We start from the raw sequence: 15,194 nt of genomic DNA on the forward strand, positions 1-15,194 counted from the left end.
ATCAATTGAATCTGCCTTTTTACATCGCCCGCCGTTACCTCTTTTCCAAGAAATCACATAACGCCATCAATATTATTTCGATGGTTTCCGTATGTGGGGTGGTCGTCGTAACCATAGCCCTGGTCTGTATACTATCGGTATTCAATGGGTTCAATGATATTGTTGCCGGCTTATTCAGCAACCTGGAACCGGATTTAAAAATAACTCCTGCCACAGGCAAGGTATTTGACCCATCTATTACCGAAATACAAGCCATACGGGAGATGAAGGAGGTAGCTGTGTTTAGTGAGACCTTAGAAGAGAACGCACTTATACGATGCCGCGACCGGCAGGTGATTGGCATTGTCAAAGGCGTGGATCCTCATTATGCACAACTGACACAGATAGACAGTGTCCTGGTTGACGGTCGCTTTTCTTTACGCGAAGATGTGGTCGACTACGCCACATTAGGCATGGGATTAGCTTATTCACTCGGCGTAAGAGTCGGCTTTGTCTCTCCTATCGAGATATGCGCGCCTAAACGGGATAAGAAAATCAATACAAACAATCTGATATCTTCACTTGACGTGGAATACGCCTATATAAACGGTATTTTCCGCATCAACCAAAGCGTATACGACGACTCGTATATATTTGTTCCCATCGAACTGACCCGCTCCCTTTTCCGCTATGAAAAAGAAGTCTCTGCCATCGAATTGAAATTAACAGCAGGAGCAGATGTTTCCTCCGTAAAAAAAGAGATAAAAACACTTATAGGCGATTCTTATATCGTACAAGACAGGTACGAACAACAGGAGGCTTCTTATAAAATGATGCAGATAGAAAAAATAATGACCTTCCTGATCCTTTCTTTCATTCTGGCAATAGCCTTATTCAACCTGGTGGGTTCCCTTTCCATGTTGATGATCGAAAAGCAAAACGATGTACAGACATTACGAAAGATGGGAGCTAACGAACGACTCATCCAACAGATATTCTTGTTCGAAGGATGGATGATTTCAGGATTCGGTGCTGTTATCGGCATTATCATCGGTCTGATTTTGTGCTTCCTGCAAATGAAATACGGCTGGATACGCCTGGGAGAAGGAGCCGCCTTTATCATTGATGCCTACCCGGTGCGGGTAATCTTCTGGGATATCCTGATAGTGCTTATAACCGTTCTTTCCGTAGGTTTTTTTTCCGCCTGGTATCCGGTACATGCCATTACCAAAAAATGGTTCACACAAAAAGAAAAAGACAAAGCATAATGCCTTGTCTTTCTCCTATTTCGATACGAAACATTTCCTTTCAACTATATTCTTTTCCAAAATTCATGCGTGCATCAGCAACAAATTGTTTAATCCGTTGCTCATCTGTTTTCTTACAAATAAGCAGGGCATTTCCGGATTCAGCAATGATATAATCTTCTAGCCCCTGCACAACAACCATACGGTCCGGATCTTCCAGAGAGACCAATGTACCTGTGCTCTCATACAAAAGAGCTTTACTATTCTTAAGCACAACATTCTCTTTTTCATCCTTATTCCCCAAATCATACAAAGAACCCCAGGTACCAAGGTCTGCCCAACCAAAATCTACACACAACATATAGACATTATCCGCTTTTTCCATAATACCATAATCGATAGATATATTCGGACAATAAGGATAATTCTCTTGTATAAAGGCACGTTCTTTTTCTGTATTAAATGCAGGTTTACCCAAATCAAAACGGGCAGTAATATCCGGTAAAAAGCGGGAAAATGCATCCAGAATGGTATGTACATTCCAAATAAACAAACCCGAATTCCAGAAAAACTCACCGCTCGCCTGGAAAACCTTGGCCAACTCTAAGTTAGGCTTTTCCGTAAATGTTTTCACCTTATAAAACTCTCCGAGGGTAGACTCGCTGCTCTGAATATAACCATATCCCGTTTCCGGACGGCTAGGCTTAATTCCCAAGGTTACCAAGGCCTTATTTTCCCGAACAAAATCAAATCCCTTCTGGACATCCCGCAAGAACACATCTTCCTTCTGTATCAAATGATCGGAAGGGGCAACAACGATGTTTGCATGCGGATTGCAAGCCTGTATATGATACGCCGCATAAGCAATACAAGGAGCCGTATTTCTACGCGTCGGCTCTAACAGAATCTGTTTCTCCTTCAGTTCAGGCAACTGTTCCTTTATCAGATCCGCATACGATTCATTCGTTACTATATAAATATTTTCTGTGGGAATAATCTTATTAAACCGATCAAAGGTCATCTGTAACAAAGAACGACCTGTTCCAAAAAAGTCTATAAATTGTTTGGGATAACTCTCTCTGCTGAAAGGCCAGAACCGGCTACCGATCCCCCCTCCCATTATTACACAATAATTATCATTCATGATTTAGATTACTAACCTTATTATTCTATACAAACGTAACGAAATAATTTGAAATTTATTCCCTGCTGAAAGAAGTAAATGAAAAAAAGCGACGAAAGTTTGCTAGATTAAAAAATATCCATACCTTTGCAACGCCTTTTAGGAAAAGTCCTATACACAAGGTCTCTTTTTTATACTACAACATGCCCAGATGGCGGAATTGGTAGACGCGCTGGTCTCAAACACCAGTGGATTCATTTCCATGCCGGTTCGATCCCGGCTCTGGGTACAGAAGCGGATAAATCTAATTTGTCCGCTTTTTTTGTATCATATAACTCGCTGGTTTGCTGATGAATTCTCTCCAACTTCCCCTAAAGATTGGGGCAGCGGATTGTAGTGATGCCGGCAGAGCCCGTTCTGTTGGAATATATAAATCACACATAACAAAGTCAGATTCGAAGATATATTCTACTGTTGATAGCTATCGGCAGTACTGTTGATAGTTATGGACAGTACTGTCGATAATTATCAACAGTACTGCCGACGATCGTCGACAGTAAAATAATACCTGCAAAAAAGAATAATAACATTTGATTTTCAACACCACGACTTCCCTGAAGGATGTTTTTTGTGTATTTCATGAAACAAACAGGCAAAGAATATTCCTTTTTCTATTTATTGCTTTTTTTGTAGAAAATAGGATGCGGTTCGGTAATCCTTCATGAAAATGAATTTTCCTTTCGGATTACGCTCACCTTTCACTATCTTTGCCTTTGAGATGAATTCTATCAAATCCGGAATATATAAAACAAAAAATAGATGAGTGCAAATAACCTTTTCACGTTAAGAAACAGCCTGATTGTCTTTTTAACCGCCACCCTGTTACTGCTTTTGGGTACATGTATTAAAATGATGCATATCCCTTATGCTAATTTAGTGATAACCATCGCCCTTGTTTTAGAGGCCATTTCCGTTGTCCTGGTCCTTACCGCTCTGTTAAAGAAAAAGGCATAAGCCGACCTGTATCAGAAACAGAAAACTCCCTCCTATAGAGAATAGGATAAACAGCGAATTGTGTATCTCCCACATTATATGTACTTTTGCCCCGTAATAAATACAAACAGGTATGAGTCATAATTTATTAAAAGGCAAGCGTGGCATTATATTCGGAGCACTGAATGAAATGTCTATTGCCTGGAAAGTAGCAGAAAAGGCAGTAGAAGAAGGCGCTACGATTACGTTAAGTAATACCCCTATTGCCGTTCGTATGGGAGAGATCGATGCATTAGCACAGAAGTTGCATGCAGAAGTCATTCCGGCAGACGCCACAAGTGTAGAAGACCTACAAACAGTTTTTTCCCAATCCGTTGACATATTAGGCGGGCCGATCGATTTCGTCCTGCATTCCATTGGTATGAGTCCCAATGTGCGCAAGAAACGCACCTACGACGACTTGGACTACGATATGTTATCCAAGACATTGGATATCTCAGCCATTTCTTTTCATAAGATGTTGCAGGTAGCCAAAAAACAGAATGCCATTGCCGAATTCGGCTCCATCGTTGCGTTAACCTATGTAGCCGCACAACGCACCTTCTTCGGATACAATGATATGGCGGATGCCAAAAGCTTATTGGAATCTATCACCCGCAGCTTCGGGTATATCTACGGCCGGGAAAAGAATGTACGCATCAACACCATCTCCCAATCTCCAACCGTCACCACTGCCGGCAGCGGCGTGAAAGGCATGGAGCACCTCTTAGACTTTTCCGACAAGATGAGTCCTTTGGGAAATGCTACCGCCGACGAATGCGCGGACTATTGCATCTCCCTATTCTCTGACCTGACTCGCAAAGTCACAATGCAAAACTTATTCCATGACGGTGGTTTCTCCAGTATGGGAATGAGCCTTCGCGCCATGAATCAGTACAGCAAAGGATTGGAAGAATTCTGCGACGAAAACGGAAACATCATATACGGATAACGCGGATTAATGATTAACGATTAATGATTAACGGAGGAAGGAAGAGGGATTAGTGTTTAGTGTTTAGTGATTAGTGATGAACGATGAACGATGAGTGAAGCGTGAAGCGTGAAGGATTATAATTTACAATTTATAATTAACAATTAATGTTTAGTGATTAGTGAATCACTTTACAGGACATTTTCCATTTTGCTTCACGCTTCACGCTTCACGCTTCACTCATCGTTCATCACTAATCACTAATCACTAAACACTAAACACTAATCCCTCATCCTCCATTCTCAATTTTCAATTTTCAATTTTCAATTTTCAATTTTCAATTAAAAAAACCATGCTCCTCAAAATCTACCCCGAAAACCCCCATCCCAAAGAGATACACAAGGTTGTTCAAACCTTGCAAGACGGAGGTTTGGTGATCTATCCCACCGACACGGTATACGCCATCGGTTGCAATGCATTGAATGTGCGTGCCGTAGAGAAGATTTGTCAGATCAAAGGAGTGAATCCGCAAAAGAGCAACCTCTCCATTATCTGTTACGACCTTTCCAATATCAGCGCCTATGCAAAGGTCAGTAATACGGTTTTCAAGTTAATGAAAAAGAACCTACCCGGCCCTTTCACTTTTATCTTGCCAACCAGCAATGAGTTGCCTAAAATTTACAAAAACAAAAAAGAGGTAGGCATTCGCGTACCCGACAATGCCATCGTACGGGAGCTGGTCAACGTCTTGGGCAATCCCCTGATGACCATGTCTATTCACGACGAAGATGATATTGTCGAATACTCCACCGACCCGGAACTCATCCACGAGAAATATGCGGATAGGGTCGACATCATCATCGACGGAGGATACGGAGGACTGGAAGCATCTACCGTTGTCGATTGCACAACAGACGCATGCGAGATTATCCGGCAAGGCAAAGGAGAACTTATTTGGTAAAACAACACCTATGAACTGGACACAACTACTTTCCGACAAACGTTTCGGCATGGAAGAATACAGCGATCGCAAGCATGACCGCTCCGATTTTCAACGGGATTACGACCGCCTGATCTTTTCATCCCCCTTCAGAAGATTACAGAACAAGACACAGGTATTTCCCCTTCCCGGATATATATTCGTACACAACCGGTTGACCCACAGCCTGGAGGTATCTTGCGTAGGCCGTTCATTAGGAAACAATGTAGCCCGGGGATTAATGAAAAAATACCCTTCCGTCGAAGCCAATTTCATGGAGATAGGCTCTATCGTTTCCGCTGCCTGCCTGGCACATGACATGGGAAACCCTCCTTTCGGGCACTCCGGTGAACGGGTTATTGCCGCCTTCTTCTCGGAAGGAGGAGGGGGAGTGAAATGGGAAAACGATGTACGTAAAGAAGGAGGACGCTGGGAAGACTTCGTGCATTTCGAAGGGAATGCCAATGCCTTGCGCCTGCTCACCCATCAATTTATCGGACGCCGGAAAGGGGGATTCGCCCTTACCTACAGCACCCTGGCCTCTATCATCAAATACCCCTACTCCTCTATCCATTCCGGCAAAAAAGGCAAATTCGGCTTTTTCCAGACAGAAGAGGAGACCTACCTGAAGATCGCTACGGAATTAGGCATATGCAAAGACCCTTTCCATCCGGAGAAGTTCGCCCGCTACCCCCTGGTGTATCTCGTAGAAGCCGCCGACGACATCTGTTATCAGATCATGGATATCGAAGATGCCTGCAAACTCCATATCCTCACCACAGACGAAGCACTCTGCCTCCTGTTGGGATTTTTCGAAGGCGAAAAACAAGAACGCATGACGCGCATCATGAAAATGGTGAACGACACCAACGAACAGATCGCCTATTTACGTTCTTCCATTATCGGTTTATTGGTAGAAGAATGTTCACGGGTCTTTCTTGAAAACGAAGAAGGTATATTGAACGGTACCTATTGCAGCCCACTTATCCAGCAAATAGCCGACCCGGCAAAGAAAGCCTACGAAGCCTGTTCAGCCGTTGCTTTCAAAAAGATCTACCGCGCCAAAGAAGTAGTAGATGTCGAACTCGCCGGTCATCATATTTTCAGCCGTTTAATCAATCTCTTAACCGAAGCTCTGACCAATCAGGACCAGGCATACAGCAAACTCCTGTTGCAACGTATACCGGAGCAATACGACACCCAGGCCACTACCACCTACGGTAAAATTCAATGCGTATTGGATTATATCTCCGGCATGACCGATGTATATGCCCTTGATTTATACCGCAAAATCACCGGCATGAGCCTGCCGGCCGTCTGATTCAAGACTCTGAAAAAACGGATTTTCCCCTAAATCAAGCTCCGGATAGAGAAAAAATTCAAAAAAAACGTCACTTTTTTTCCAAAACCTCATTCGCGCAATTATTAAAAGAATGAGTAGAATTCATGCGCCCTCCAAGAAGTTCAAGGTCCCGAAACATGCTTTCTAACATCTGTCAAAACATTCCGTTAAATTCATTTTTCGGGAAAAATTTTTCCTATTTACATTACTTTTAAATATCTTTGTCCCTTGTAATTCAAGTTTTAAGCACAAGTCCATTGATTAAAGTACAAGGAAATAACTTAACGTTAAACAAAAAGATAAACCTTTCTAGCTTCCAGTTTTTGCGATTATGCTGGAGTATAAGCATTTTAATATGGGGGTTTATTTCAGCCGTAGAGCCTCTCAGAGCCTCAACGACTGCTTCAGGCGATGCCTTTATGGAAGTCTCCCTCAACATAGAGACAGACAAGGAGTTCGCTCCCGACAGCACATTGGCAAAAACAGTCCGTATCTACTTCCGGGTAAACCGGGCAAATGTAGAAAGGGATTATATGGATAATGCCGATGCTTTGGATGTGATCGACCAGGTCTTTGTGGGTAATTTGTTGGATAATGACGACTTTATCGTCATAACCGGTAAAGCCTCCCCGGAAGGAAACTGGAAAAACAATCAACGCTTGGCCACAGAAAGGGCGCTTGCACTCAAAAACTACATCCAACAAAAGTACACATCCATCAAAGACAACCAGATTGTTATCTTCCCTGGGGGAGAAGACTGGGACGGTCTTTTAGAAAGGGTTGAGAACGACACCGATATACCCGGACGCGAGGAGTTGCTCCAGTTACTCCGCAGCGACCTTAACCGGGAGAATCAGAAAGTCAGGATGCAAACAATCAACAACGGGAAGACATACGCCTACCTGTTGACCCATATATTACCCTATCTGCGGGGCAATGTATCCGGTACCATCTATTCCAAAAAAGAAGTGATAGAAACGATTAAAACAGATACCGTAGAATTGCTGCGTATCGATACCGTTTTTATTGAAAGAGAGGTTGTGCGTATCGACACGGTCTATCCCAAAGACACCATCCCATACCGGAAGCCATTTGTTATGGCCTTCAAAAACAATATGATCTACGACCTCGGATTATTACCCAACCTGAGTGTAGAGATTCCTTTCGGACGCAACTACCGCTGGTCGGTAGCGATCGAAGGAAACTGGTCGTGGTGGGACACCGGTGCCAGTAAATACAATTACCACCGCATTCAGATGGCCGGTCTGGAACTGCGTCATTGGTTCGGTAACAAAAAAGGCAATCCGTTGAACGGCTGGTATGTGGGGGCCTACGGTTACGGGGGCGACTACGATATCCGCCTCTTCGCCAAAAAGAACAGCGACGTCGGGCAACAAAGCCTCTGGACTTATTCCGGCGGACTCACCTTCGGCTATGCGGTTCCTATTGGACGACGGCTCAACCTGGAGTTCGGTATAGGTGCCGGATATATCGGTGGCAAATATAAAAAATACGATGTAAGCGATTGCGCCGAAGGGGTCTTCCCTATATTGGGCTCTTACGAACGCAGTTATTTCGGTCTGACCAAAGGCGGTATCTCCTTGGTATGGCAGATTGGCAATAGACCAAACATAAAGAACAGAAAGGGGGCCACACGATGATGAACAAATTATTCTATAACCTCCTTCTCTTAATAGGGGCTGTTGTCTCCCTTGTTTCTTGTACCCATAAAGAACTGAGCGAGGATGATCTTTGTGATTTAGGCGACTTCCCTATCAAGGTAGTCGTCGAATGGGACGATCCTGCGACACAGGCACGCTCGATGCGTATCAACCTCTTCTCGCAAACCGAAGGGGTAAACGACTACGGCCGTGACGAAGTACCCCCTCCCGGTGTCAAATATATTTATTTGCACAGCGGAGCGAGTTACCGTCCTTACTGTTACGACTACAATGCTTCGAACATCTATTTCCGCAACGAGCAGGACATGGTCACCTTCGAAGCCTATTTCGCTGGCTTGTCCCGGGCAACTTACGAGAAGTATGTCTCTGTACCGACCAAAGGCGAATCGACAGTCAATGCCCCCGACGGTGGTGAGTTCTATATGCACGCCTGGACCGGCAACTTCGATGTCAAGGTCAACAGCCAGGAAGAGCAGATACTGCCCTTCCAACCCAAGAATATCCTCCGCCAGTTTACCTACCGGGTGAACCGTATCGGGGGATGGGAAAACATTAAAGATGCCCGCGGTGCCTGCTCGGGGATGGCTGCCATTTATCTCTTCTACACCAACGAACCGACGGATCTCCGTTCGACCATGTTGTTCGGCAACGTAAAAGTAGGATACGACAGTGAAAATGAATATGGATACCTCGAAGGCGAATTTTACACCTTCGGGCCCAAGGAGCCTTACGAAAACTGGTTTACCATGGAGCTCTATTCCAAGAAAAACACCTATTATACTGCCTCGTGGAACGTATCCGACCAGGTACAGGAATCGATGGATGACCGACCGGCCAAACTGGCACGCGACGGCTACGATATACTCATCGACAACAACCCGGACGACGGCATTCCCGATGTCGACCCAACGGACCCGACAGACCCGACAGATCCTTCGAATCCGGAGTATCCGGGAAATGGCGGTTTCATTATCGGCGTTGGCGATTGGGGAGATGAAGTCATTATCGAGCTCAAATAATACGTATACACGCTATAATAGATTGAAAAAAGTAAACAATTAAAAAAGAGAATAAATCAACAAATAAGTAAACACTTTAATTATTTTAAACATGAGAAAATTCTTATTTATGGCAGCTATAGCCGCCTTAGTGCTGAGTTCCTGTTCGGAAGATAAGGAGATCGGTAAAATAGAAGAGAGAGGTAGCGAAATCGCTTTCCGCACCTTTATTGACAAAGGAGTCAATCCGCGTGCCACAGTAACCGATGGAACCAATATCCTTGGTTTCACAGTAACCGCTTGGTGGGATAAAAAAGCTACACCAGGAAGTCCTGCTATCGGAAGTTCAAATCCAGACGAGGGTGGATACCTATTCAACGCGTACGATATCACACGTCGCGAAGCAGGTATAGCCGACTGGAATTACGATCCTAAACTTTATTGGCCTACAAAAGGCTCCGGCGTTTATTTTTACGCCTATAGCCCGGCATCGTCCAAGAATGTAACAAAGACCAAAGGTCTCTACAACTACGAGGGGAATGTTCTCGAATACACCGTGCCTGACCCAAGCAGAAATGAAGCGCAGGAAGATTTCCTGTTGGCTAAGACAGATGCTTTAGAAGGCAAAACAACTTCCGTTGTCCACTTGAACTTTGCCCACGCTCTTTCGCGTGCGACATTCAGTGCTAAAAAGACTTCAGATCTTACGTATCTGATTAAAAGCGTTGAAATGATGGATCTCTTTAAAACCGGAGAAATCGATTTGAAACAGATTCCAACATCTGCTTCATTTACCTACAACGGATCAACCGTCTATTGGGATCCCCAAGGTACTAAAGGAAGTATCTCTGTTGATTTAGGAGAATCCCCGGTATATGTACAAAAAGACGAATATCATTCAATCCTGGGCCCGACAAACGCCCTGATGGTGCTGCCGCAAGAAACCACGCTTGGCGTGCCGAGTACACAAGACGGTTTCTTGGTGAAAGTACTTTACAAAGCCTATGTCGATGTGGATGATGCCGGCACCTATTATGCCGGAAAACCAGGAAAAGAAGACGATAAGTATAAAACGGTTTATTTTAAAGTTCCCGGCCACGTTTTCGAAATCGGCCGTCAATACAACTTCGCCCTTACCTTCGGTACCGACGCAGGTGGTGAGATTAAATTCGATGTAAGTGTAGGCGATTGGAGCGATGCAATTCAGTCAGATCTTCCGGAGGTTACTAATTATTGGAATGCCGGTCTTATAAGTCACCAATTGGCAATAAAAGCCAACGCGGATTACCTAAATACAGGTGTCACCATGGCTCAAATGCTCATTGTTACTGAATTATCCCTCAACACGCCTCAGACAAGTTATCTGAAAGGCCTTGAGTATTTTAGAAATCTCAATAAGCTTACCATTGAGGGTACTTCAGGCAGTATCGATCTAGATCTATCTGGGCTGCCTATCACTACTCTTTATTTGAAAAATGACGCAAAGTTATCTACGCTCAATTTGTCCAATAACAAGAAACAAATGACAATTGATATACCGTTAAAAGGTACAAATGACAATAAGATCAAAATAGATAATTTGATACTTTGGGATGACTGGACTCCAACAATCGAGGACGATAAAGCCTACAAAGTCAAAACCAATACCCACGGAGACGGCAGTAAATTTGGTTATATCCAAGTGAACCAAATCAATGGAGATGACACAAAAGCGATTCCAGATACTCGTTTTAATCAGTTTTGGAAATAAAAACCTTGTTGCGACAAGTTAATTTAGGATTATAATAAAAAGTTTAAACTATCAAATATGAAAAAGTTTGTATTAATAGCTGTTACAACTGCTTTGGCACTAAGCTCCTGCTCCAACGACCAGGAGTTCGACAGCATCCAAACAAAAAATAAAGAGATCGATTTTCGCTCTTTTATAGATAAAGGCACCCAATCGCGTGCCACAGTAACCACAGGAGAAAATATCCTCGGCTTTACAGTAACCGGCTGGTGGGATAGGACTGGCAACAATGATATTACAAATGCCGCTAATGCCGGAGACGAATACCTGTTTAACGCCTTTGATATCAACCGTCGGGAAGAGGGTGTTGGTACATGGAGTTATTCGCCCAAACGTTACTGGCCAGCAGCCGATATCATCGAAGGCGGCATTTCTTTCTTCGCCTATAGCCCGGCATCGTCCAAGAATGTAACAAAGGACAATGGTCTCTACAACTACAAAGGTAATGAACTCGAATACACCGTGCCTGATCCTAGTAGAACAGAAGCACAGGAAGACTTCTTATTGGCTCGGACTGGAGCGTTGAAGACTGATGAACCGGTTGAACTGAACTTCGCCCATGCCCTTTCACGCGTACGATTCTTCGCACGTACCACGCAGACAAACCTGACCTATGTGGTTGGCGGTGTCGAAATGATAGGGCTACAAAAAACAGGTAGGATCAATATGGAAAATATTCCTGACAAGGGTATTTTCTCCTATAACGACGTTTCTACTACATCCACCCCGGTTATACATTGGACCCCCACAGGGACTACAAGTGACTTAGGTATTGATATAGGTGAATCTCCGATAAATCTGTTGGGTACCAGTGGTTCAAAGTATCATTCACTGCAAGGCGAAACCAATGCATTGATGGTATTGCCGCAAAAGATTAACAACTTCCAGATCAAGGTATACTATAAAGCCTACCTGAACAATCCGGAAGGCACCTATTTCGCCGGCTCGAAAGATAAATATGAAGAACGCAGTTTCACGGTTACCGACAATCTGCGTAATGGAGATTTTCCTTTCGAAATCGGACGTCAGTACAACTTCTGCCTTCAATTTGGGGATGAGGTAGGTGATGAGATCACATTCTCTGTTGAAGTAGGTGACTGGACGGATAATGCGCCTATCTACACACCGGAACTGACGGATTATTCTTCGTTGATAAGTGATGATTTCAAAAGCACCAACACTTCTGTTATTAGTTTTGTGGATGCAAAAGGGAATACTCTTTCTCCTGCTCTTCTGTTAGATAGCGACGGGAACACAAAAATAAGCAAAGAGGAACTCCGGGCAGTGGTTGGAATAATAGTTTCAAAAGAAAATTTTGATTTTAAAGGTCTTGAGTATTTCGAAAACTTAGAATTTCTTGAAACTAACAAGAATATGACAAATATAGATGCATCCAAAAACGCAAAACTTACAGTAGCTAAGTTTTATGGTAATAGTACATTGGGCACAGTAAATCTTTCCAATACTGCGTTGGAAACAATAAATTTCGGGACGCCTACTTTTGAGAATCTGAATCTATCCAATACAAAGATCAAAGGTTATGGAAGTTCTGGAGAGGAAATAAATTTGGGTGCAGCCACCGTTACAGGTACATTAAATCTGTCGAATTGTGGATTGACTACAATAACGACAATGCCTACTGATGCAGCCAAAGTCCCAGCAATGCTTGATCTGTCGCATAATAATTTTGGCAAATGTACCATTCCGGATTGTCAATTAAACACCTTGGATATATCCAACAATCCGTCCCTGACTGATTTGATCTTTAAACCGAAGGTAGCGGCGAGCAGCGAGGCGCTAGGTAGCAAGATCAAAATAGAAAAGGTAATCGCAACAGGAAATAAATCTTTAAAGACAGTTATATTTGAGAATACAAATTATAATGGTATCTATCTAAAAGAAGTGGATATACGTGATAGTCAATATCTCGAAAAGTTTGATGTGCGCTTCTCCGTAGTAGACAAATTGATCGTCTGGAAAGGATATACATGGACCGAAATAAATCCTATAATACAGACGGCTAACAGTTCTGGCAGAGGTAAAATTAACGGAATATATGCAGGTGAGACACTGCTTGGAAGATCGGATGGCGGCACGAATTCAAAAAATTAATAATTCCGTAAATATGGTATAAAAACCATATAATCAACACACAAGCCGGAAGGGGTTGAATGTCCCCTTCCGGTTACAAAGAAAGGCCGGATAAAAAGGCCTTATAGCAAACAAAATGAAAAAGAGAATCCATACAATACTTATCTTTCTTGCGGCAGTAGCCCTGTGTACCGGCTGCTCCAACGAGATAGAGAGCGACATCCCCGGTTCAGGGCAGGCGATTGACTTCGCGTGCGGCATCCTGCAGTCGCGTGCCGAAGAGACGACTTTCGAGACGATCGAGTCGTTCCGGGTATCGGCCGTCTGGGTAAAAAACGGGAGCGAACAACTGACACTGATGGACGGACAGTTTGTTGAAAAGAGAGAGAATCAGTGGACATACTCTCCTGTCATGTATATGCCTACATATGGCACCGTCGACTTTTTTGCGTATAGCCCGGCACAGACGTCGGTTAGCAATTTCAAGATCGACGAGAACAACAACAACGAGGTTTCTTTCACGTATAAGGTAAATACCGACCCGTTCAAACAACATGACTTCATGGTGGCAGAAGCCGTTGGGCAGACCTCCACCCCTGTGAGATTGGATTTTCAACATATGCTTTCTTCCGTAAAGGTTGAGGCGCAAAGTACTTCGGCAGATTATTCGTTTCTTGTGTGGAAGGTCGCATTAACCGATATCTACAGCGAAGGAATCCTCACGGGTACCACTTCGGGCAACCCCAAAAATACCGTATGGACCTGGGGTTCATTGAGTGATAGTGATGAGGAATATGTAGTCTACGAAAGTTCCGGTAGTCCTATCTTGATAGGTCCGACTCCCACGCCAGTATCCGACCCCCGCCTGGGATCCTTTATGCTCCTGCCACAGACACTTACGGGAGATGTAAAAGTGACATATAGTACAGTGAACAACAGTACCGGAGTTGTAGAGAGTTCAACCAATGAACTGACTTTCTCTTTGGGTGATACCCAATTAGATAGAAACAGAAAATACACCTTTTGCCTCCAACTCTCACACGGCGGCACTCGCTCTTCTATACCGGCCTCTTCGGCCAGCCTGGAGGTTATTACGGAATAAACTGGCACTATCCCAGCTCCTCTTCTTGGATAAGAAGAGGGGGACCACTGCTTGCAGTGGTGGAGCAGTTTGAATTCTTTATAAACGTATATACCTGTTTTTTAAGTAACTGTTTATAGATACTTATCTATTGCATATTTGTTTGATATTCAGTATAATAATACATTAAACTGCATGAGAATATATCAAACTGCTCCACCACCGGCTGGGCCGGCGGTCCCCCTCTTCTTATCCAAGAAGAGGAGCTAAGATAGTGCCAGTCAGTATATTAAATAGATAGTGCCAGTCAGTATGTTAAATATATACTAATTATCAATTAATTAGACAAGAAGTATTGTTTCAATAAATGAGTAATAGACACTATTACCCCGAATAGGGGTTTCAGGTGAATAACCGCGGGTTGTCAAACCCGTGGTATACGGTATAGAGACTCATGAGCCCTGGAAGGGGTCAATGATATACTCATGAGTCCTGGAAGGAGGTAATGATATACCCCTGAGTCCCGGGAAGGGGCAACTTTTTTAAATGGAAAATAAAATTGCTGATAATTGTCGGCACAATTGCCGATATATATCGGCACAATTGCCGACAATTATCAGCACAAATGTCGACAACTATCGGCACTTTTATTTCCCCGCATTTTGTACATATAAAATTATATTTCTTCCAATTGTTTAAGGATGTGAATATTCGCCATTCTCCATTTTCCATTTTGCTTCACGCTTTATGAATCGATCTACGATTCAATAAAAAAAAGAATTATATTTGTCTTTTTATTATAAGAAGCTGTTTTGAATTTTATTGGAACTTATTTAGTCTTATTTTTTGCTTAGTTGCGTCTTTGCTTTTGGGAGCATAGCGAGCTATGTGACTAAAAGTAAAGGTGCAGATAAGCAGAA

Annotated in this window: 11 protein-coding genes and 1 tRNA gene; 11 read left to right on the forward strand and 1 reads right to left on the reverse strand. The window is 43.3% G+C overall.

The genetic code is table 11. The features are described from left to right. Window positions 1-5 precede the first annotated feature (5 nt). Window positions 6-1,247, forward strand: a complete 1,242-nt coding sequence (locus D0T51_RS10420; RefSeq protein WP_163729024.1) for an ABC transporter permease — start codon at window positions 6-8, stop codon at window positions 1,245-1,247. A gap of 40 nt (window positions 1,248-1,287) precedes the next feature. Here D0T51_RS10420 and D0T51_RS10425 read toward each other — a convergent pair whose 3' ends face one another. Further along, entirely contained in the window at window positions 1,288-2,370 is a 1,083-nt protein-coding gene (locus D0T51_RS10425) for a mannose-1-phosphate guanylyltransferase (RefSeq protein WP_163729027.1), read from the reverse strand. A 184-nt stretch (window positions 2,371-2,554) separates the two neighbouring features. Between D0T51_RS10425 and D0T51_RS10430 the strand changes: the two genes are divergently transcribed. The 10 genes from D0T51_RS10430 to D0T51_RS10475 all read left to right on the forward strand — a co-directional run bounded on the left by D0T51_RS10430 (window position 2,555) and on the right by D0T51_RS10475 (window position 14,295). After that, window positions 2,555-2,638: transfer RNA gene (locus D0T51_RS10430), tRNA-Leu, on the forward strand. Window positions 2,639-3,168: 530 nt separating this feature from the next. Then, window positions 3,169-3,363: a hypothetical protein gene (locus D0T51_RS10435; RefSeq protein ID WP_163729030.1), complete on the forward strand. Its 195-nt coding sequence runs from the start codon at window positions 3,169-3,171 to the stop codon at window positions 3,361-3,363. A gap of 112 nt (window positions 3,364-3,475) precedes the next feature. Then, the gene (locus tag D0T51_RS10440; protein WP_163729034.1) at window positions 3,476-4,333 is read left to right on the forward strand and encodes an enoyl-ACP reductase; all 858 of its coding nucleotides are present in this window, start codon (window positions 3,476-3,478) and stop codon (window positions 4,331-4,333) included. A gap of 331 nt (window positions 4,334-4,664) precedes the next feature. Then, a complete protein-coding gene (locus D0T51_RS10445; RefSeq protein ID WP_163729036.1) occupies window positions 4,665-5,273 on the forward strand; it encodes an L-threonylcarbamoyladenylate synthase in 609 nt (202 codons plus the stop codon). A 10-nt stretch (window positions 5,274-5,283) separates the two neighbouring features. Further along, the gene (gene dgt / locus D0T51_RS10450; protein ID WP_163729039.1) at window positions 5,284-6,612 is read left to right on the forward strand and encodes a dGTP triphosphohydrolase; all 1,329 of its coding nucleotides are present in this window, start codon (window positions 5,284-5,286) and stop codon (window positions 6,610-6,612) included. A gap of 440 nt (window positions 6,613-7,052) precedes the next feature. Beyond that, complete coding sequence (locus D0T51_RS10455) at window positions 7,053-8,294, forward strand: DUF3575 domain-containing protein (protein ID WP_163729042.1); 1,242 nt, start codon at window positions 7,053-7,055, stop codon at window positions 8,292-8,294. Beyond that, on the forward strand, window positions 8,291-9,334 hold the full coding sequence (locus D0T51_RS10460) for a DUF5119 domain-containing protein (RefSeq protein ID WP_163729046.1): 1,044 nt from the start codon (window positions 8,291-8,293) through the stop codon (window positions 9,332-9,334). Before D0T51_RS10455 ends, D0T51_RS10460 begins: the two co-directional genes overlap by 4 nt. A 130-nt stretch (window positions 9,335-9,464) precedes the next feature. Then, the gene (locus tag D0T51_RS10465; RefSeq protein ID WP_163729048.1) at window positions 9,465-11,063 is read left to right on the forward strand and encodes a fimbrillin family protein; all 1,599 of its coding nucleotides are present in this window, start codon (window positions 9,465-9,467) and stop codon (window positions 11,061-11,063) included. A gap of 57 nt (window positions 11,064-11,120) precedes the next feature. Continuing rightward, window positions 11,121-13,214: a fimbrillin family protein gene (locus tag D0T51_RS10470; protein ID WP_163729050.1), complete on the forward strand. Its 2,094-nt coding sequence runs from the start codon at window positions 11,121-11,123 to the stop codon at window positions 13,212-13,214. Between the two features lie 115 nt (window positions 13,215-13,329). Next, window positions 13,330-14,295, forward strand: coding sequence for a fimbrillin family protein (locus D0T51_RS10475; protein WP_163729053.1), 966 nt, complete (start codon window positions 13,330-13,332; stop codon window positions 14,293-14,295). Window positions 14,296-15,194 lie beyond the last annotated feature (899 nt).

Origin of the sequence: Parabacteroides sp. 52 (genome assembly GCF_010500925.1) — a bacterium.
Classification (GTDB): domain Bacteria; phylum Bacteroidota; class Bacteroidia; order Bacteroidales; family Tannerellaceae; genus QVMG01.

What these genes read in the sequence shown, in the direction of transcription:
- D0T51_RS10425 (WP_163729027.1), bottom strand. Translation starts at nt 2,370, where the DNA reads ATGAATGATAATTATTGTGTAATAATGGGAGGGGGGATCGGTAGCCGG.
- D0T51_RS10435 (WP_163729030.1), top strand. Translation starts at nt 3,169, where the DNA reads ATGAGTGCAAATAACCTTTTCACGTTAAGAAACAGCCTGATTGTCTTT.
- D0T51_RS10440 (WP_163729034.1), top strand. Translation starts at nt 3,476, where the DNA reads ATGAGTCATAATTTATTAAAAGGCAAGCGTGGCATTATATTCGGAGCA.
- D0T51_RS10445 (WP_163729036.1), top strand. Translation starts at nt 4,665, where the DNA reads ATGCTCCTCAAAATCTACCCCGAAAACCCCCATCCCAAAGAGATACAC.
- dgt (WP_163729039.1), top strand. Translation starts at nt 5,284, where the DNA reads ATGAACTGGACACAACTACTTTCCGACAAACGTTTCGGCATGGAAGAA.
- D0T51_RS10455 (WP_163729042.1), top strand. Translation starts at nt 7,053, where the DNA reads ATGGAAGTCTCCCTCAACATAGAGACAGACAAGGAGTTCGCTCCCGAC.
- D0T51_RS10460 (WP_163729046.1), top strand. Translation starts at nt 8,291, where the DNA reads ATGATGAACAAATTATTCTATAACCTCCTTCTCTTAATAGGGGCTGTT.
- D0T51_RS10470 (WP_163729050.1), top strand. Translation starts at nt 11,121, where the DNA reads ATGAAAAAGTTTGTATTAATAGCTGTTACAACTGCTTTGGCACTAAGC.
- D0T51_RS10475 (WP_163729053.1), top strand. Translation starts at nt 13,330, where the DNA reads ATGAAAAAGAGAATCCATACAATACTTATCTTTCTTGCGGCAGTAGCC.